The 19,902-nt window shown below is 57.7% G+C and carries 18 protein-coding genes; 9 read left to right on the plus strand and 9 right to left on the minus strand.

All coding sequences use genetic code 11. From position 1 onward, the window contains the following. Positions 1 to 153: 153 nt before the first annotated feature. The 3 genes from BM438_RS40310 to BM438_RS40325 form a co-directional block, all read right to left on the minus strand. Positions 154 to 678 (minus strand): PRC-barrel domain-containing protein, encoded by a 525-nt coding sequence (locus tag BM438_RS40310; RefSeq protein ID WP_093646288.1) that lies wholly within the window; start codon positions 676 to 678, stop codon positions 154 to 156. 51 nt (positions 679 to 729) lie between these two features. After that, entirely contained in the window at positions 730 to 873 is a 144-nt protein-coding gene (locus BM438_RS45955) for a hypothetical protein (RefSeq protein WP_208620756.1), read from the minus strand. A 585-nt stretch (positions 874 to 1,458) separates the two neighbouring features. Beyond that, complete coding sequence (locus BM438_RS40325) at positions 1,459 to 1,902, minus strand: DUF3564 family protein (RefSeq protein ID WP_093646293.1); 444 nt, start codon at positions 1,900 to 1,902, stop codon at positions 1,459 to 1,461. Positions 1,903 to 2,430: 528 nt separating this feature from the next. On the opposite strand from BM438_RS40325, the gene BM438_RS40330 reads away from it, so the two are divergent. From BM438_RS40330 to BM438_RS40365, 8 genes are all read left to right on the plus strand, one after another. After that, positions 2,431 to 3,144 carry a hypothetical protein gene (locus BM438_RS40330; protein ID WP_093646296.1) on the plus strand — a complete coding sequence of 238 codons (714 nt, stop codon included), beginning with the start codon at positions 2,431 to 2,433 and terminating at the stop codon, positions 3,142 to 3,144. Positions 3,145 to 3,698: 554 nt separating this feature from the next. After that, positions 3,699 to 5,663 (plus strand): AAA family ATPase, encoded by a 1,965-nt coding sequence (locus tag BM438_RS40335; protein WP_093646298.1) that lies wholly within the window; start codon positions 3,699 to 3,701, stop codon positions 5,661 to 5,663. 433 nt (positions 5,664 to 6,096) lie between these two features. Next, positions 6,097 to 7,920 (plus strand): ATP-binding protein, encoded by a 1,824-nt coding sequence (locus tag BM438_RS40340; RefSeq protein ID WP_093646301.1) that lies wholly within the window; start codon positions 6,097 to 6,099, stop codon positions 7,918 to 7,920. A 130-nt stretch (positions 7,921 to 8,050) separates the two neighbouring features. Continuing rightward, positions 8,051 to 8,389: a hypothetical protein gene (locus tag BM438_RS40345; protein ID WP_093646304.1), complete on the plus strand. Its 339-nt coding sequence runs from the start codon at positions 8,051 to 8,053 to the stop codon at positions 8,387 to 8,389. After that, entirely contained in the window at positions 8,386 to 9,696 is a 1,311-nt protein-coding gene (locus BM438_RS40350; RefSeq protein ID WP_093646306.1) for a DNA cytosine methyltransferase, read from the plus strand. The genes BM438_RS40345 and BM438_RS40350 overlap by 4 nt, the downstream gene beginning before the upstream one ends. A 5-nt stretch (positions 9,697 to 9,701) precedes the next feature. Then, the gene (locus BM438_RS40355; protein WP_093646309.1) at positions 9,702 to 10,787 is read left to right on the plus strand and encodes a hypothetical protein; all 1,086 of its coding nucleotides are present in this window, start codon (positions 9,702 to 9,704) and stop codon (positions 10,785 to 10,787) included. 192 nt (positions 10,788 to 10,979) lie between these two features. Further along, entirely contained in the window at positions 10,980 to 11,603 is a 624-nt protein-coding gene (locus tag BM438_RS40360; RefSeq protein WP_093646311.1) for a hypothetical protein, read from the plus strand. Position 11,604: 1 nt separating this feature from the next. Then, positions 11,605 to 13,227 (plus strand): ORC-CDC6 family AAA ATPase, encoded by a 1,623-nt coding sequence (locus tag BM438_RS40365; RefSeq protein WP_093646313.1) that lies wholly within the window; start codon positions 11,605 to 11,607, stop codon positions 13,225 to 13,227. Positions 13,228 to 13,434: 207 nt separating this feature from the next. On the opposite strand, the gene BM438_RS40370 is transcribed toward BM438_RS40365, so the two are convergent. From BM438_RS40370 to BM438_RS40380, 3 genes are all read right to left on the minus strand, one after another. Then, complete coding sequence (locus tag BM438_RS40370; protein ID WP_093646315.1) at positions 13,435 to 13,743, minus strand: hypothetical protein; 309 nt, start codon at positions 13,741 to 13,743, stop codon at positions 13,435 to 13,437. Positions 13,744 to 14,075: 332 nt separating this feature from the next. Further along, positions 14,076 to 15,062 (minus strand): tyrosine-type recombinase/integrase, encoded by a 987-nt coding sequence (locus BM438_RS40375; RefSeq protein ID WP_093646318.1) that lies wholly within the window; start codon positions 15,060 to 15,062, stop codon positions 14,076 to 14,078. Between the two features lie 25 nt (positions 15,063 to 15,087). Beyond that, on the minus strand, positions 15,088 to 15,279 hold the full coding sequence (locus tag BM438_RS40380) for a hypothetical protein (protein WP_093646321.1): 192 nt from the start codon (positions 15,277 to 15,279) through the stop codon (positions 15,088 to 15,090). A gap of 114 nt (positions 15,280 to 15,393) precedes the next feature. Between BM438_RS40380 and BM438_RS40385 the strand changes: the two genes are divergently transcribed. After that, positions 15,394 to 15,615 carry a hypothetical protein gene (locus BM438_RS40385; protein ID WP_093646324.1) on the plus strand — a complete coding sequence of 74 codons (222 nt, stop codon included), beginning with the start codon at positions 15,394 to 15,396 and terminating at the stop codon, positions 15,613 to 15,615. Positions 15,616 to 15,983: 368 nt separating this feature from the next. Here BM438_RS40385 and BM438_RS40390 read toward each other — a convergent pair whose 3' ends face one another. From BM438_RS40390 to BM438_RS40400, 3 genes are all read right to left on the minus strand, one after another. Next, entirely contained in the window at positions 15,984 to 17,090 is a 1,107-nt protein-coding gene (locus BM438_RS40390; RefSeq protein ID WP_093646327.1) for a UvrD-helicase domain-containing protein, read from the minus strand. Beyond that, entirely contained in the window at positions 17,083 to 18,684 is a 1,602-nt protein-coding gene (locus BM438_RS40395; protein ID WP_093646348.1) for an ATP-dependent nuclease, read from the minus strand. Before BM438_RS40395 ends, BM438_RS40390 begins: the two co-directional genes overlap by 8 nt. A gap of 223 nt (positions 18,685 to 18,907) precedes the next feature. Further along, complete coding sequence (locus tag BM438_RS40400; protein ID WP_093646330.1) at positions 18,908 to 19,867, minus strand: SOS response-associated peptidase family protein; 960 nt, start codon at positions 19,865 to 19,867, stop codon at positions 18,908 to 18,910. Between the last annotated feature and the right edge of the window lie 35 nt (positions 19,868 to 19,902).

The following is a 19,902-nucleotide window of genomic DNA, read 5'->3' on the forward strand; positions in this document are numbered from 1 at the left end:
GGCTCCCGGCGAGACGAGCTATATCCGGCGTGACCGTTGCGGCGACGGGGGCACCGGTTGTCTCAGCTTGAAAGGCTCACCTGGAAAAACCGGCGGCCCGTTTTCAGGTGATGCGCCGGTCGTTAGTTCCGCGCGACGTGGACGTCGCCAGTGTTAAAGTTTGACGTCCCCTCGCTCCGGCGACGCCGGCGAATCCGCAACGCTTTCTCCGATCCGCAGATCGCCGCGCTCGTCCACGGGTGCTTCCGTGCGGCCTTTCCAGTATGGCTTTCTGCCGTAGTACGCATGCACGGTGGCGGCCCAATCCGGATCAGCCATCGCCGGCCAGTTATCCCTGTCGAAGCCCGGTGCATTCCTGATCTGCCCGGACGATGCTGACAGCACAAAATATTCGCGCGACCTGTCGAGTGTCAGCGTGCGCCATGGGATCGCGAGAAGCTTGCCGCCCATGCCAAGAAAGCCGCCGCTTGCCAGTACCGCGTACGCTACGCGGCCGGTGCGCACGTCGAGCATGATCTCCCTGATCTTGCCGACGTCGTCGCCGTCCGCGCTCAGCACGGTAATGCCGTCGAGCGTCGCCGCCGCCATTACATCGGGGCCCGGCCCGTCGGCCGGATCGTCGCTCGCGGGGGCGATCTTTGCGTGGCCTTCAGTGGCGGAATGATTGGTCTGGTTCATGATAGGGCTCCCTGTTTCTCAACAATGGCTTGATGAAACTACGTGACGCGGCTACGTGAGGCCAATCACGACGACAACTACTGCGTTTCCGAGTTCTGCCTGGACACTCCCGCCGGCCGTAGTAACTTTTTCGGGCGAGTCGTCGACCAGATCGATGATGTCCAGATTCGCGCCGTCGCGGCGCGCAGTTTCCACCAGTTTCTCGCGTATCGTCGGACAAGCTGGCGCCGCCGAGCGCGTTCTGAACATCCCACCGGATTCGGCTGGCCCGGATGATGGTCCTGCGCGTGAGTGGCGTGTTGCGGCATCGGTCGCTCCGCGGGGACAGGATATGCTGACTGCAGCATCACACGTGCCCGGAACCATGCATCCCGCGCAGAACGGTACGCTCGGGAACGCGGGTGCATCGCAGCCGCGCGGGAACACCGCTTGCCGCGTGTCGCGAACTGACATCAACGCAAGGAGGAAGCCGGAAGACCGCCCGCGACCACGTCTGGATGGCAAATCCCGTGTGCAGCGCCAGGCGGCCGTTTGCGCATACACGCATAGCCGGCTCCAGCCCCATGCGCAGAAGGACAAACCGTTGTAGCGGCGCTTGTATGACTTTGTGACCGTCGTTTGACAGGAATTACTAAGCAGGACTGGAAGAACATCTCCAGTGTCTGCGTGCGCAAGTACAGAGCGGAGTATATCGGGCACTGCCCGTTCGGCGGCAGTACATACCAAACCCGGACGGCGAGCAGCTTCCGCTGGGAATTGCCGCGTCGGAAGGGAAGATCGCTAACCGGGGCGCCGTACGTCGCCCGGCAGCACGCGAGCTGCCGTGGCACCGGTCAGCGCGGTCATAGGGGACGATGCGCGCGCTGATACTTCGCCCGCGAACAGTGCGTTGTCCGCATATATCCGCGTGCGATCAACTGCCTGCAGGCGCCAATGCCAGACAATCTGGGCATATGAAGCTTCGGGCGACAACGTCGCGATACCGTCCGCACAGCTTACGTCCTCACGACCGTTCACACGCAGATCATGCAGGACGCAGAGCGGTTCCGCGGATCTACTGAGGACCGTCGAATCGCTGCTGTAATGTATTTCGCCCCACTCTGGCAGATCGATGCCCGCATGGGCCTCGCGGGACCAGCGTTGCTCGCCTGTGTCGAGCCACAGCACCGCGTAGTCATGGTTGACGGTGGGATCAGGGCCATTGATGAGGATTGTCAGGCGCATAGCAGTTGCGTCCGGAGACGCCCGATAGAGTCGCGGGAGTTGGGATATTCAGTCTAGTACGTAACAGTCGGTCCGCAAATGGATTTCCCAAATAATGGGTATCAAAACATCTGCGGCGGCGAAAACTGGGGCCGTGACGCCTACACCCGAGGCCTGAAAGGACTTCTTCGGGCGAAAAGCGCTTGATTGCGCGGGCCGCACCATCGGCCGGGGACACCCGTCCGCGTTACCTGTCGCTACCTTGCCGTCGCTGCAGCCAGGACGGCTGGAAGGCTTGCCGGGCGGGGCTTTCCGCGCGGCGTAGTGGAACGGGCGAAATCCGCCGGGCCAAATCGCCATTCGTGATGACTCCAGTTATCAGATGTGGCGATTTTGGGTTCTGGAGAAATCGTTTGTTTTGACCCTTGCAACCGCCGCGCTTCGCTTCAACGTATGGATGCGCGCGACACACGCGCACGCGCTGACCGGCCCGACCGTCCAGTCAGCCCGCCATCGACAATGAAACACCACACCTCCGGAAGCCTTCCAATGAGCACCATTGCGTTTAACGAATCCATGCAAATCACGATGCGCACGTACCTGTCGATGAACTACTTGACCAGTGCGGCGCTGTTGGCGAGGAAGGCCCACGCGCTTGAAGCAGGTCGCACCTTCAAGGACAACATTCCCAGCGTGGAGCGCGACGAACATTTCGCGTTCGTGGCCGGCGCAATCACGATGAGTGCGGCAGCCGTCGAGGCCTTCGTGAATGAACTGTTTGCCGAATGCCGTGACCAAGGGGCAAAGAACCAGTTGGGCATCGCCCCTGACAAGGCGGTGCTGATCACCCGTGTCTGGATCGATGTGCCCAAAGTCGAGCGGGAATCGGTGCTGGAGAAATACGACCTGGCGCTGCGCCTGCTGGATCTGCCCGCCCTTGATCGGAAAGGGGAGCCGTACAAGGCAGTCGACACGCTGCTCGCCCTGCGCAACAGCCTGATGCACTACAAGCTGGTGACGCAGGACGTGGGCAAGCCGCCCGCTGAGCAGACGCCGGGCAACTTCGAGAAGAAGCTGCAGGCCTACTTTGCAGATAATCCGCTGACCGGCCCGGGCAACCCCTACTTCCCGGACCGCGTAATGGGCCACGGCGCGGCCGAGTGGAGCGTAAGCACGGCCGTGACGTTTCTGGACGGATACTGCCACCTGCTGTCGGCGACGCCGCCGTATGAACATCTCCGGTCGACTTTCGCGACCCAGTAAGGCGCCCCATTCTCGGCGGCGTGACGGCCAGTTGGTCAGCCGCCGCTGTCACTGGAACCTTCATCTGGCATCGACTGCGCGTTTTTGCATGCGAAAGTTGCCTGACGGGCGAGGGCGCAGTGCGGCGAAGTCACGACGACGCCCTGAACGCTGGTAGAGGTTGTGGAGAGAAGAGTCATGCGGCCAGGGGCAAAGATGCATGAGCGTGCGAGTACGATCTTTCAGCATATCCGCAGCGAGATTGATTCGGTGGTCACGCGGTCCGGAACCGAAGCGCATTTCCGGCAATATGTCGCGCGGTACCGAACGCCACGGTGACTGACCCAGCAGCCGTTAAATCAGACTGAGTCAGTGAACTCGCGCGGCGTCACTTTTCCCCGCTCTATTTACGTCATCGCTCCCTAATCATTGATGCACGTCCTTCCTTGTTGTGTCGATTCCCGTACCAAAGCAAGTGCAATCGACAAATCGAAATCCGTACCATTCCTGTGCTATGTTTTCGCGTCGGGCGCCGAGGCCCGTATCCACATAATTCAATAAAGCAGGGGCCGGCGATGAGACTAAACGCGGTGCAGGTGACGAACTTCCGATCCGTCGAAGACAGCGGCAAGTTCAACGTGGGCAACATGACGTGCCTCGTCGGGAAAAACGAGGCAGGCAAAACAGCGCTACTGTCCGCGCTTTACGGTCTGAACCCCTATGGCACGTTCATATACGACAAGACCAGGGACTACCCGCGTCGTTTCGTGAGCGACTTCGACGAGCGGCATCCTGAAGGACGGTCAATCGTCGTTAACACCTCATGGGCTTTAGATGATACCGATGTTGCTGCCGTCGCCGCGGTCCTGGGCGACAAGGCGCTGATCAGGCCTGTAATCGGGCTGACCCGTGGGATCGGTTACGAGAAGAAAGAATGGGAAGTGCCCGTAGATGACGCTGCGGCGCTAGCGTTCTTGGTGAAGAAGCATGAGCTCGACGCAGTGGAGCAAGAGGTGCTGAAAGGAGTGGACGACGCGAAGGCCGCCGCTGCAGCGATCGCCGCACAACCCCAACAATCCCCGCGTCTGCAGGCGTTGCTGGCCGTACTCACGGCATTCCGTGACCAACGTTTTTCCCTCGCGGTCATCGACTTGCTGGCCCCACGGCTTCCCAAGTTTTTCTTGACCTCACACTTTGAGCGCATGTCCGGCGAGGTGTCAATCACTGCCCTTGCCGCCGCCAAGGCCGCGAACACACTCGACGCGTCCGACAGGATTTTCCTCGACTTTCTGGCGTATGCGGGCACGTCCGTTGAGGAGCTGCTGGCATCGACAAAACTTGAAGAGCTGAAAGCCAAGTGCGAGGGCGCGTCGAACAAGATTTCCGATGAAATCTTCGAATTCTGGACGCAAAACGACGCGCTCTCGGTGAAGATCGACATCGCCGCGGGTCTTCCGGAGGACGAGCCGCCGATGAACGCCGGCAATGTCGCTAAGGCGTGGATCACCAACCGGCACCATCGCGCCAGCGTGCCGTTGTCGGAGCGCAGCGCCGGCTTCGTGTGGTTTTTCTCGTTCCTCGCGCAGTTCAAGCAATTGAAAAAGACCACTGGCAACGCCATCATCCTGTTGGACGAGCCCGGCTTGACCTTACACGGAAGGGCGCAAGCGGACCTCTTGCGCTATATCGAAGAACGTCTGTTGCCCAACCATCAGGTGATCTTCACGACGCACTCGCCGTTCATGGTACCCAGCGATCGGCTCGCTGACGTGCTGATCGTTGAAGACGTGGTGCACTACGACCAACGCCAACGCGCGAAGGTTGAAGGCACGAAGGTCCGCGACGATGTGCTGATGGTCAGCAAAGACACCTTATTCCCTTTGCAGGGCGCGCTGGGTTATGACCTGACGCAAAGCCTGTTCGTCGGCAAAAACACGTTGTTGGTCGAAGGCCCGTCGGACGTCTTGTATTTGCAAGCGCTGTCGTCGGCGTTGACCCAACGCAAGCGCACTGGCTTGGATCCGCGCTGGACGCTATGCCCCGGCGGCGGCATCGATAAGATCGCATCCTTCGCGTCGCTGTTCGGGTCGAACCGATTGAACATGGCCGTGTTATGCGACATCGCAATCGGCGATAAAAAGAAGATCGAAGGGTTGCGAAAACATCAACTACTTCAGGCCGATCACGTGTTCACGATCGCCGACTTCACGGGGCAGGAGGAAGGCGACGTCGAGGACCTGTTCCCCCATGAGAAATATGCCGAACTTTTGAACGATGCTTATGGGCTAAAAGCCAGGGACAAACTGACCGCCGAACGGCTGCAAGCCGCTGACACGAAGACGCACCGTGTGGTCAAACAGGCCGAAGCAGCGTTTCGCGTCATGCCGGCTGAGGTGGACGAGTTCGATCACTTCGCGCCTTCCGGCTGGTTGATCCGCAATCCCGCATTCCTCGATGCGAAGGACGCCGACACGGCGACATTGCTAGACCGCGCCGAGCAGCTGTTTAAGACGTTCAACGCGCTGCTTGAGAAAGCCTGATGCAAATGACCGGTCGTCTGTATGGTCCGTTTCGAGGACTACATCCGGAAGATCAAGAAACAAGCGATGTTTTCCTGGCCACCAGAAATCCGCGGGGTCGGCGTTGCATGCTACAACAGTAGGACCTCTGCGCACGTCGCGGTGAATAGGGTGCGAACGGAATGGACATGACGACCGTCTGGGCGGGCGACGTCGAGCAGTTGCGCCCAGGCTGCTTTTACTTTTCCTCCCAAAGCGCCTCTACTTTTGCTTCATGGCACGTCCATGCGATCAGATAGCTACTCCGCAATGAGCGTCGACGGCGCATCGCCGGATGCATGTTTCATATCTTTCATAGGCAAATGTGGCGAAATCTCCCTGACAGAAGCACCTCAAAGTAGTATCCCAAACGCCCAGACCACGGGGCGAATAAAACTTACACGAGAGGGCTGCCATGAGACTCGAATCTGTATCGATAAAGAATTTCCGCTGTTACCGCGATGAGGTCACGATTTCGATGGCTGACCTGACCACGTTCGTGGGCAAAAACGATATCGGGAAGTCCACAGTCCTCGAAGCCTTGGAAATTTTCTTCAACAACGAGACAGTGAAGATCGAGTCGGGGGACGCAAACATATATAGCGGCGACCCGTTGGTAACGATAACCTGCGAATTCTCCGGTCTGCCTGAAAAGCTGACGCTCGACGCGGGCGCGGATACAACTCTCGCAGCCGAATATCTCCTCTCCGCCGCAGGCAGGCTGAAGATCCAAAAGGTTTTCGATTGCAGCAAGAAAACGCCGGGCTGCGAGGTGTTCATTCTTGCGAACCACCCAACGGCCGATGGTGTTGCTGACTTGCTTGACCTGAAGGAAAAGGATCTGCAGAAGCTCATCAAGGAACGAAAGCTTGATATCGCGCTGAAGGGCAATCCAGGCATGCGTCAAGCGCTGTGGGCTGGCGCTGGTGAGCTTGGCCTGCGGGAAGTTGCGTTGCCCGTCTCGAAGCCAAAGGAAGACAGCAAGCGGATTTGGGATCAGCTCGAAAATTACCTTCCGATGTATGCGCTGTTCCAGAGTGACCGCAGCAGCCGTGATTCCGATGGCGAAGTGCAAAACCCGATGAAGGCGGCGGTCGCTGCAGCCATCGCCGAGGTGCAGGACGACATCAATCGCATCCAGGCGAAGGTCCAGGAGAAGGCCGAGCAGATCGCCAAAAGCACTCATGAGGCGCTGATGACGATCGATCCGGGCTTGGCCCAGGAACTAACGCCGCAATTCACGCCGCCGACCGTGGCCAAATGGACGGGACTGTTTGCAGTTGGCATGGACACTGACGATGGTATTCCGCTGAATAAGCGTGGTAGCGGCGTGCGCCGCCTGGTGCTGGTCAGTTTTTTCAAGGCGGAAGCTGAGCGCCGACTTAAGATCGGCACCAGCCGCAGCATCATCTACGCGATCGAGGAACCTGAAACCGCGCAGCACCCGAACAATCAGCGCATTCTCATAGAATCGTTCAAAACGCTCGCATCGGAGGCCGGCTGTCAGGTTCTGCTGACTACGCATAGCCCTGGCTTCGCGTCGGAGTTGCCAACCGCGAGCATCAGATTCGTGAAGCGTGACGCAGACCGTCGGCCAGTGATCGAACAAGGGGCCGACGTGTTTGGCCAAGTGGCGGAAACCTTGGGTGTTGTGCCTGACAGCCGCGTGAAGGTGCTCCTTTGTGTTGAAGGGCCGACCGATGTTCCCGCGTTCAAGCACCTCAGCCGAATCCTGCATGAAGCCGACAACACCCTCCCGGATTTGAGCAACGACGATCGCGTCGCCTTTGTACTGCTTGGTGGATCGACGCTTAGACATTGGGTCACGCAGCATTACCTTCGTGCGCTGAATCGCAGGGAGGTGCACATCTACGATAACGATGTTCCGAAATATGCCGACTCCGTCGCCGCAGTGAATCAGCGGGGCGACGGTTCATGGGCTGCCTTGACGACCAAGCACGAAATCGAGTGTTATCTGCATGGCGGCGCCATTTGGGAAGCGTTCGGAGTCAATGTCGCAGTGGCCGATCAGCCAGACGCAAATGGGAAAGCGGTGCCGAAGCTCTTCGCGGAAGCGTTCTTTGCCAAGCAGAACACCGATGCCGTGATGTCGGATACGAAGGCAAAACAGAGGCTTTCAGAGAAAGCGTTCCCGAGGATGACCGCTGCGATGATTGCGGAACGGGATCCAATCGGCGAGGTGGCCGGCTGGTTCAGACGGATTGGCGAGATGCTGTAATCGTTGCTGGGTTCAGCACCCCGGTCGGCTTGCGAACGCAATGGCCGATCGGCCTCGCCTCCGCCGGTTTCTCGACAGATAACGCTATCTGCGTGTACCATTGATCTTATTTGCCGATTTAACTGGGGCTGTGGACGATACGATCGTCGAGGCGACTTTCCGTGAACTGCTGCTCGCCGGGTCCATAAATTCGGTGGCCGCCGTCGGTAAGGAGGGCGGATTCGTCGTTGTCATTTGTTACGGGACTTCTGAGCGCCTTCTCGCCAGCACGCGCGGCGGTGCTCGCGTATTCCCGAACCTAACAACGCTCGCGACTTTCTTGCGAAAACTCGGCGCCACCGTATTCACGGTCGACACCAACGGATACGTGAGTGGTCGTGTACGAAAAGCGCGTCCCGATCGCGCGGCTGCACTCCGCAAGACGCGAACCACGCCGAGACAGGCAAGCTTGATTGAGGAAAACAAATGACCGCGTTAAAGGTTGTAGATCTTTTCGCCGGTGCGGGCGGTTTGTCTGAAGGCTTTCGGCAGGCTGGTTTTGACATCATTGCCGGCTCGGACAACGACCCGGACGCGACTGCTACGTATGGCAAGAATTTCCCCGAAGCAACGGTCATAACAGGCGACATCCGCGCTCCGCACGTCAAAGCACGCATTCTGGCGGTAGCGAGAAAAGCGGATGTTCTTGTGGGAGGGCCGCCGTGTCAGGCATTTTCGCAAGTCCGGAACCACACGCGGATGATCGACGATCCCCGCAATAGCCTCTACCGGGAATTCGTCGATGTTCTCAGGCAGACGCTGCCTCTTGCATTCGTCGTCGAGAACGTTACTGGCATGGATCAGATGGGGGTCAGGGAGCAGATTGCCACTGACCTGGCGCTCGAAGGCGAGTATGTGGTGCATCCGCAGGTCGTCGACGCTGCGGACTTCGGCGTGCCACAAACGCGAAAACGACTGCTCTTCATCGGTGTCCGAGCCGGGAGGGGAATGGAGGCTCCAGTATTAGACGGTTCCGGGGCGACTGATTCCATCACGTTGACCAGGTTCACCGGCAGTCGAAAGCCGAGATATCAGGTTGTCGTGCAACAGCACATTAGAAGTTTGCGGACAGGCGAGGCGCTCTCTAACTTCGACGATCTTTTGGCTGTGACCGCCGCCGAAGCAATCGGAGATCTGGTCAATCTGCCTGTGGGCAACCGCGTGGACGTTCTTCCTTACAGTCAGTTGTCAAAACCGCGTAGCGCGTATCAGAGGGCGATGCGAGAAGGCGCCGACAAAGTATTGGCGAACGTCCAGGTTCCGCGTATCAACGCCGACACGGAGTTGCGTTTGAATGGTATTCCGCCGGGTGGCAATTATCGCGACCTTGAGGAAGAACTGCTCGAACGTTATTTGACTGGCCAGAGGTGGGGACAGGACAACGGATCTGGCAAGCTGTCACGAAAGCACTTTTACGCATATCGACGACTACATCCTGATATCTGGGCCTGGACGCTCAATACGAAGGGCGACTCGGTATATCACTACAGCGTCGCCCGTGCGCTGTCGGTCCGCGAGTTTGCACGCCTGCAATCGTTCCCCGACCGCTTCGTGTTTACGACAGACCCGCGCCGCGGCCCGATTGAAGGCCGCCATGACGGAGGGCCCGCGCACTCACGCTATCGTCAGGTGGGCAACGCGGTCCCGCCACTCCTTGCGCGGTCGGTGGCGGCAAGCCTGTACGCACAGGTGGCTACTTGCCTGCAGAAACAATCGCGTCGGAAGAGAGCTGGATAATTATCGTGGCGACCCAGGAAAACCAAGAAAAAGAAGAAACCAACGCTGAAGCAGTTAAGTCTGCGTTTGGGGCAAAAAATCGCGCTCGGCTTATCGCAAGGTATTTTGCAGAAGGCGAAGACACGCAGTGCGCGGCAGTCGATGCGTGGGCACATGTGTATCGCCTGCTGCTGTGGATCGATCAGACCACGGGGCTTGCGCACTGCTACGAGAGCGACAAAAGTCAGCCGGGGAAACCGTGGTACGGGCGGTCACTGGCTTTCCATGATTGGCTTTCGAACGCGCTTGGCACTTCGCCCGCGGATCTCGCGCATCGTATCGACTGGTTATTCCTTCGGGCGACCGAAGACCTTGCAGCGGAAGTTTTGCGGCGTGCGGTAAAGATCGAGCACGCAACCCGCCAACAGCGGGCGCCCTACAGCGGCAGAGGGTTTCCAAAGCCGGGCGAAGATCCGGAACTGATGACGATCGTTAAGGATGCGCTGGACAAATATCTTGGAACGCCACCTCCGGATGAAGTCTGGCAGAGGCTGATTCAGCAAATCCGTCAGTATCTGACACTCGAAAACAAACGGAAGAATCTGGTTGGCGAAGGGTTTGAAGACGTGCTCGCGGAGATTGTGCGGCGCACATGTAGCGCTAGCCCACTTGATGTTCGCGCGCGTCGTCTGCTGCAGGACATTCCCGGGTTTAATCCTCCGAAAAAAAACGAGAAGCCCAACAAGGTCGATCTGGCAATCGTTCGGCCCTCGATGCGCACGCTGGTAACGGCGAAATGGAGCGTTCGTGCTGATCGCGAGAAGCAGTTCGCCGCGGACTTTGGTGACTATGTACAAGCGGAATCGGATGGCAAGCCTTTCGAGTACGTCTTCGTGACCAATGAATTCGACCCCGCGCGGCTCATGCGAGCCTGCGAGAAGTTAGCAACTAACGCTCCCATGTTCACGCACGTGGTCCACATTAGCACTGATGCGCTCAAGGCGACCTATAGCGGTAGCAAGGAACCGTCAATGAGGAGGATCGTTGAATTCATCGATTCGGGCCGGCTCATCAGCCTTGAGCGCTGGCTGACTCTATTACAGACTGCGTAGACCAAAATACGGGATCGGGCAGATTACTCGATCCATTGGCGGCATATTGAGGAGGGCGGGGTGGGAGACCAAAATGATAAGCCTGTACTTGACCAAAGAGTATCGCAAAGTCCGGGCGCGGTGTTACGAGGTCTTCATGAACAATGTGCGCAAGTCGTAATTTCGTCAACGCAGGCCGCGAACGAGGCTCTCTTGGGTGAGAGTTACGTTTTCGCCAGCGATATTGAGGCGTGGCGAGAGGCGATTTCAGAGCATCCGGAAGCACAACTCTTAGCGGCTGCTGCTGCTGAATACGTGGTATCAATGCTCAACGTTTGCCAAGGACAGTATCGCAACGGGTTTAAGGGTTTGCGCCTTGTCCTCGAACTATGCATCCAGAGCGTCCATCTTTCTGCAAACCTTGTATTGCGGGAAGAATGGCTGAGGGGTGAGAGGGACACGGTCTGGGCCAATTTGGTTGACCCTGAGGCCGGTCCGTTTAGTACGCGATTCTGCCGTGCGTTCTATCCGGAGTTGTGCGAGCACACGGCGCATTTCCGCCAGCTGGGCCAAACGCTCTATCGGGAGCTGTCTGAATGTATTCACGGAAACGTGCCGAATCAAATCCCCCTGCCGTCGAGCTTGCAGTTCTCGAAGGAGAGCTTTGACTTGTGGCATGAAAAGGCAAGGCTCGTGCGCCTCGTTGTTCACTTTGCTTTTGCCGTTAGGTATTTGCGCGTACTTCCAAAGCCGAAGCGCTCGATGATTGATAGCTTACTTCTGGACCAGCTGGGACACATCGAGGCAATCCGCGTCGAATGCACTTCTGGGGTTTGAAATGAACGATTCAAAAAGCTTCATCATCCGAACGGAAGATCTCCGTCCCGAAGAAGTGTTAGGCCTGTTCGTTCCGACTGAGCGAGACCTGCAATTGACTGCGGGATTGAAGTCTCCGAGCCCTCTGATTCTTGAAGGGAGTCGCGGAACGGGCAAATCCTTCTTGCTGCGCGTCTGTGAACAGCAGCAGCTTGCGGAGTACGCGACCATGAAGGTCGTCCCGGTGTACGTTTCATTTGTCAAGAGCTCACTATTGAGCACGAGGAACGATCAGCAGTTCCAACACTGGATGCTGGCTCGCCTTGCTTCACGAGTCCTGCGCACCTTGTACCAACTAGGCCTGCTTGCAAAACCCACGGCGTCCGTAAACGTGCTTGCCGGCGGCACGTTAGGGCCGGCAGGAGAGGAGACTCCGTTAGAAAAGATCGCGCAACGTTTTGAGGATTCGTTCAAGAAGCCGGGTGAAGTGGTCGACGATGATGCCGTGCCGGACGTGGAATCGTTCAAGGATGCTATTCAAGACTTGTGCGAGGAACTCGATCTGCGAAGAATCAATGTGCTGTTCGACGAGGCGGCGCATATTTTCAGACCTGAACAACAACGTCAGTTCTTCACACTCTTTCGCGACCTTCGATCGCCGTACATGACATGTAACGCTGCGGTGTATCCCGGTGTCACTTCATACGGTCCATCGTTCGAGGCGATTCACGATGCGCAGATTGAGACGCTGAATCGAGACGTGTACGCGTCAACGTATCGGGAGCAGATGCGTGAGATTGTTCTCAGACAATCTGGTGCGGAACTGCAGAGCGACATCGAAAGGAATGGCGAAAACTTCGATGTGCTCGCCCTTGCTGTGAACGGTAATCCGAGGCTGCTACTTAAAACTGTTGCACTCGCAGGTCGACTTCGATTCTCTGAAGTGCAGACTGTACTCAAGGACTTTTATCGAAGCTCGATATGGGCGGAGCATAGCGCTCTTGCGGAACGCTATCCCGGTCACAAGGAACTTATTGACTGGGGGCGCGTGTTTGTAGAACAGTATGCAATCCCTGATGCGATCCAAAAGAACGAAATATGGAAGGCGGAAGGGAAGCCTGAACGCACATGCTACCTTTGGGTTCATCGCGACACACCGGAGGCTGTGAAGGAAGCGCTCCGCTTGCTTACCTACACCGGCGTGCTTACAAAGCTGGACTCTGGCGTCGTGGCAACGCGTCGCGAGGTCGGCGTTCGCTACGCCATCAACATTGGCTGTCTGGCTGCACCATCTGCAAATCCCATCGCATTTATATCGGAACTGCGACGTGGGCTGACCATCAAGAGATATACGGAATACGGACAGAATTTCCCGGCATTTGTGGAGATTGCCGGCCGCGTCGGGAAGATGGTCGACGCCGATATCTCGACTGCATTGGAGCGCCTGCTCGGCGAACCGACCACTGTGCTTGATCTAACGGACCATCAGCAAGCGGCACTGAAATCGATTGGCATATCAACAGTAGGCCAAGCTCTGACTTCGTCGGAGGCGACGTTCCAAAAAGCGATGTATATCGGTCCTGTGCGATCGCGAAAGATGATGAATATTGTCAACGCAGCTGTATTTGAATTCCTGTCCGGCTGAACCTAGACAAGCTTTCAAAAAACCACCTTCGAGCACATGTTTGACTCCATGTGCGCTGTCGTCTTGTTGCTGTCGGCGCAGTTCTATACCGAGGAAGTCGTGACGGAATGACATCTGCTATCGGGCGGCTATTTTCGCATCGGGTTGCCTAGTGAAAATGCCAGTTCGAGTCCGGTCCTAGCGGTTTCCACACCTTTTTCGTTCCGACTATCGCGAGAGATAGACCTCGACCGACCGCAAGATATCGATCACGTCTGCGGCACCTATGAAATCAAAGAGAACCGGCCCGGTCAGGTTAGGCATGATCTCGTACACAGTTCCCAGCGGGCTCTTCACGGCCGCATTGCGGTTGTGGGCCGGATGCTTCGCCGAGCGTTTCTTACCCTCGTCGGTGATATTGAACGTGTTGCCGTGGGCGATGCCATTGCGCAGGTGATAGACCAGCTCAAGGTTCAGTGCGTGGTCGAAGTATCGATGATCGCGGGTTTCATCCCCTAACATCAATAGCGCGCCCATAGCCCAAGCGCGAAGGAAGTGCCTTTGGAGGTCGTGATCCTCGCGAAGCAAGTCGAGATAAAACCGGAGATCGAGAAGTGTGAAACGTGCCGTCCTTTCGGTTGATGTCTTCCGCCCAAAACCTTCGCGGGCGGCAGCGAATAGATCGACAGCGGATTGTCGGCAACCAGGTGTGCTACCAGGAAGGCGTAGTATCCGTCCAACAGGGCGTGGGCTATTCGCGCGACGGCAAGTTAAATAGGATCGACGGCCATGCTCCTTTTCCTTTACTAAGTCGGCTCAACGTTCGTGCCTGCCCGTCCTGCTTCTTCGCCACTTCCGCGTCGTTCGATTCAATATGCCACTTTAAACGTTGGCGAATCCTCGAGGCGGCTCCTGCGCCGGTCGTAGATCCGCGTGGTCGCGATGTTCGCGTGGCCGAGCCATTCCTGCACCTTCGCAATGTCGGCGTCGTGGTCGAGCGCGTTGGTCGCCGCGGTCGCACGCAGGCTGTGTACCCCGAAGCCCTCCACGCTGATCCGTGCTTGCCCCGCATACGCGACCACGCACTTGTATACGCCGTCGGCCGTGATCGCCTTGCCGGTTTTTCGGGTCGGCTGGAATAAGTCGGCGTCCGGTTTCTTCGCGTGGCCGGCTGCTTCCAGGTAGGTGTAGAGCCGTTCCGCGCTAGCCGGATGAAGCGGAACGTACCGGGTCTTGCCACCCTTGCCGTGGACGCGCAGGTGCGGCACGCCGCGGCGATCATGAATATCGCGAACCTTTAACAGGCAAAGCTCCTCGCGACGCAGCCCGTGGTACAGCAGCACGGCGAGCATCGCACGGTCACGCTGCCCCTTGAGCGTCGCGGGATCGGGCGCATCGAGTAGCGCACGGGCCTGATTGTCCCCGAGCGCTGGCGTCCTGCCCTCGTTACTGTCGGCCTTGGGACGCTTCGCGCCCCTGACCGGATTGAAATCGACGGCGTTCTTTTCACACAGGTATTCGAACAGCGATGACAGCGCGGCGAGCTTGCGCCGGATCGTTGCGCCGGACAATGCACGCTCCTCGAGCACTTTTCGCCAGGCGAGCACATGGGCGCGGGTGACGATGCGGAATTCGTCCGGTTGCCGGATCCCGGCAAAACCCATGAAGTCCTGCAGATCGGTCTGGTACGCACGGCGCGTGCGTGGATTGTCGAGATTGGCAAACCATTCGGCTTCAGCCGGGACAGCCGCGAGCTGGTGGAATTCGGCAGCCGTCAGCGGCCGGTCAAGACGCGCAGTGAGTTCGCGGCGGCCAGCCGCGGACGCGGCATTGATTGCACCCCTGGTCCCGGTCATCGGTGAGGTCTCCCTGTTATGACGCTTACAGGATGCGCAGGTTGCGGATCCTGCCGATCCTGGGAGACCGCTCGCGGATCAGCCCGGCGATGTATTCCGGCAGCAGCGCGCGTGGCACGCTGACCGGTACGTCGGTGACGAGCTGGTCAGGCACCTGGGCGATGAAGTCGTCCGGCGCATCGGCGAGGCTGTGTTCGTAGCTGACGCGGTAGTCCATCCTGTTTCCTTGCTGTGCGGCGGTCGGCCGCGAATCCGGAGAGGCACCTGAACCATTGAACCGGGGCCTATTGTTTCTGGCGGATATCGCGTAGTATTTCGCCAGTGGGCGTTCGTGCGCCCCGACTCTTCGCAAAAGGCCGCCATTCGTGCGGCCTTTTGCATTGCTGACCCGCCCCTCGAGGCGGGTTTTTTATTGGCACAAGCAAAAATGAAAAAGGTCGATCGGACCCGGATCATCGTCGCCCTCATCCATGCATTCGCGGCAATTACGGTTGCCGCCATTCATGCGCATGAGACGATCATGGTGGCCCAGATCCAGCACCTCGTTCACTAAGCGCCAATCCCGATAGTTCTCTCCGTCACCCCGTTGTCCGTGACGGGTCGGTGATTTTTTGGCCACTGACCTGTCGGCCATGCTGCTGACCAATCTACTCTTGATAACATATTTTATCAATAGTAACTCCGGGCGCCCGGGAACCTGGCCAGACACGCCTTCAGGCGGGGGGCGTCAGGATCCGGACCTTTTCGTACACGAGGTCCAGGTGGCGTTCCGAAGGTCGCCGATCGACCACTTTATAGCGGTCTTTCAGTGAGAGGCAGCGACTCCGAACTGTCGGACATTCTCCTGACGGGCGAACTCCTGCGACTCCAGATTGGTACGGCGGATGTGGAGCAGGTAACACATTCGAGTGATGGAACAGATTAATTCTCAAGTTCCATGCATTCCGCGGTCACCACCGCTGGCCTCCAAAAGGGCAAGGAAGATGAGCCTGCTTTATCCAGAACGATTGCAACGCTCTGCCTCGCCCTCGTAACTGCAACGTAGAAGCTGGAAGCGGAGTTAGCCTCTAGATAGGTGCCAGATGCGACGAATTTGGCAATCGGCGCGGTCGGGACTATCAGAACGCGTTCATAGGTCATGCCCTTTGAAACCTTGAAATTGAGATAGTCAAGGTCGAAGGCCTTGCCTGAACTGACGCTGTGCCGCAGACATTGAGGCTGGAAGAGGCGAACGTATTCGGTGACGTGCTTCGTCGAAACCAGAAACACGCCATCGTGCTCTGTGACCGTTTCGTTCTTGGATTGCGTCTCGGGGAAACTCCAGGACGGGTCGAAGATGCTGTCGGAGAATTTCGCGACGACGGGATGGCATCGCCAGGTCGTCACGCTCTCCAAGATCTCAAGCAGTCCTTTTGACTGACGCTCGCGCGCCCATTTAATTGCTCCGTTGTAAGAATACTTTGCATTCTTGGAGCTACGCGGGTTTGTCGCCAGCACCGACTGTCGGATGTCACCGACCATGCGGATGTCGATCGAAGAATGCAGCAGCACATCGATGATTTCCCAGTCGTGGGCGCTGAGATCCTGAACCTCATCGATTAGGATTTCGTCGTAGATGCACTCCAGCCTCCTCAGGAGTGCCCCCTTGCTTTCTGCAACCAGCTCGTGAGCAAGGCGGCCAAGTTCACACCCGTATGCAGCGCCGTTGGAGTCCAGGAATCGACCGATACCGGTTGCCATACGATAAGGTCGCCCGTCGAAATTGAAGCCGAGGACGCGCTGTCCGGCGAACTTGAATGGCAAGAAAGGCCTTGCGAAATGTCGAAGCAGGAACGTAAACCAGCCCATCACTTCGATACAATGGTGATTTCCTGCGTGCTGTTTCAGCCGGCTGATCAGCTCTTCCTGATTGGCCTGTGTATACGTCAGAACCAGCACACGGCGCTCGTGCGGCAGCGACGCGCAGTGCTCAACGAGGCCTTGTGTCTTACGAGAGCCTGCGACTGCCAGCGTCAAATGGTTAACCATGGGCAAACTTGACCGCGTCGAGCATGTAGGCCGGTGGAACGATCTTTTTGCTGGCAGCGCTGATCCGAAGTGCCGCCTCGGTTTTCTCCCGGGTCATCCATTTCAGCAGGTCTGCGTGAGCAGCAATCCCGAGAATGTCACGCAGCAAGGTCTCACCGCTATGGTGAACCAGCTGAGGCTCAAGCGTTTTGCCGTGAACGACCTCACCAATGAAGACTTCGCGTTCGCCCTTCTTTAGCCACGCATCTAGAGGGCCACGAAGTTCAGCTGGATCAACGCCATCGTTGTCCCGAAGAGCGGTTATCGGCTTGTTGAGTGCAGCACACAGTTCAAGACCACGTGCCAGCGAGAGGCCACGCATACTCAGAACGTCGATCCCGCACTCCATAGGACGCTTGCCGTACATGTCTTGGAATATCCGTTCGAACACGATCTCATCGGATGGACCTTCGACCAGTACGATCTTGTGCGCGAGGACGATGCGCAGGGTGTCGTATCCCGGCAGCCTCTTGAAGTAGTTGACTGTTTCCGGGTCTAGAATCGAAAGCTTGGCAGCGACATCATTGCCCATCAAAAGAAGGGCATCCAGTCCCAAGCGGTTGAGCACGAATGAGCTATGTGTAGTGACGAACAGTTGTTGCTGCTCACCCGCAAGTGACTCGATTCTCGACATCAGGGTGACGAGGCTTGTGTGTGTCAAATGATTCTCGGGCTCTTCGATCATGACGAACTTGGCGCTTCCGGCGTGACGGCTCATCGCGAGCGAGATTTTGATCGCCGATTGCTGCCCCTGACCGGACATGCTGAACGGCACGTCTTCAACGTGCGGAGTGACAACACCTTCCCACGACGTTCTCGCACTTTGGTCCATTGCGAGCGCGATTGGCCGGCTGTGCAAGGTTGCGTGCACGGAACTCATCCTGGTATTGACCGCGTTCAACGCTGTCTTTGACATTGAAGCCTTTACGCGGCGGTATTCAAGCGAAATCTGTGCTCGCTCAGCGGGCTCCAATTGATCGCCGAGGATTTGGCGCAGGTGATAGTCAATCCCGGACGACGTTCGGACGGTGTGTGAGTTAATGACGGCCGTGGCCAGCACTTTCGGCCGCGTCGTCAGCTCCTTGTCTGCAAAAGATCGCCAGTCACAGCGGTAGTACTCAACGGGCAGAAGAGAGGTCGGAGATGTGGCCCATTCCTCCAGTTCTGTCGCGTACTCCGGATTCGCCGAAACCCGCATAGTCACGCCGGGACACGCGGTTGTCGGCACATGCGAGTTAATTGCACCACACAAGCTTTGCAGCTCGGGAAGGTCTTCGAAAGACAGCTCAATCAATATCTCTGGAAAACTGACCGGGACACCGCTGGCTCTCTTCTTGACGAACTCTTCAACGACGGCCGTGTTAAACCAATGCGGATTCAGCTCTTCGGAGACGCTGCGGCCGTTGATCCGGCCAGTGAGCGCAAGCGCGACAGCCTCCATGAGTGTTGACTTGCCAGACTCGTTGGCTCCGACGATCAGGTTGAATTTCCGGTTCGGTTCAACCGTCAGATTCTTATGGATGCGGTAACCTTGAATCTTAATTTTGCGAATCACCCCGTCCTCCTCCATCGCCCCTTTTCAGGGGACGCGCTGTGTTCGTTCGGACGCGCCGGATGTATGTCTATGAGCCCGGCCGCACGGTTCGAATTGTCAACGATTCCCGCGTGATTGTCGAAGGTCTGCTTCTAGCCGCACGGAGCCTTTCTTTATTGGGCGACGGTTCGACCTGCTTATGTGCACCAAGGCTGAGCCCAATGTCGTTCTCGACTTGTGCTGCTCAGGCCGCCATGCGATGTTCGTAGTACGGTCTATGGCGGTCGTCCAGAAGCGCGTACTGTGCCGCGAGATTGAGTGGATCGGGACTGAGCCACGCGTCAATATGCTCCGGCTTGATCGGGATGATACAGCGATCATGGCCCGCAGCGGCAATCTCGGGTGGTGGTTCATCGGTGATTGCAGCGAACGAAAGAAGGTCCGGCTCACCAGGGGCTTGCCAGTGTGACCAAAGGCAGGCGACGAGCATGTCCTGAGCGGGCTGCGGCTTGAACTCCAGGACCACGTTTTCCTCCAGTTCGCCTTCAGCGAGCTCGCGCCCTTCCAGGCGATGTCGTTTCACGTTTTCATAGAAGGCATTCGCGACGATAAGACCGTGCGAATACCCAAAAAGTCCCTTCCAGAAGCCTTCGAGGTTGTCAAATCTGGCGTTGTAAGTCCCGGGATATTTCTTGTGGTAGAACGCAGGCTTGCCAGCCGGGCGACAGTGATATCGCATCGGCTTGATGACGCGCTTGCCGTCTTCCATGATCATCATCGGAGCATAGTTGCCGGGGAAAATTCGCGAGTCGCGGTCTTTCAGTTCGGTGCGCCGGAGATCGTCGAGTCCGCGCAACGTCGACTCGATCTTGCTGGTTGCGATCCGTTTGCTTTCGGTGGCCGCCTTCGTCGTTTTGCCCTGAAGGGTGCGCTCAGCGTCGGCGAGTCGCGCGCGCTGTTTGAACAGTTCCTGTTCCAGCTTTGTTGCCTGCTCGCTGTTGAACCGGTCGATCGCTTCCTTGATCCGACGCTCCTCGTCCGTCTGGGGTGCCGAGAACGCGGCGTCCATCGCCTTCGGAATCCTGACATTGCTGCCCTTGGCGCGTTCCCAGTACAGCTGCGCGAACTCCCGGATGCTCATGTGCGCGCCAAACATCCTGACGTACTTGCGATAGTCCGCCTGGATCTGGGCTGAGTAGCACATGGTTGCTCTCCCTGAACAAAGGTGCGTCAATATGG

Source organism: Paraburkholderia aspalathi (assembly GCF_900116445.1).
Taxonomy (GTDB): domain Bacteria; phylum Pseudomonadota; class Gammaproteobacteria; order Burkholderiales; family Burkholderiaceae; genus Paraburkholderia; species Paraburkholderia aspalathi.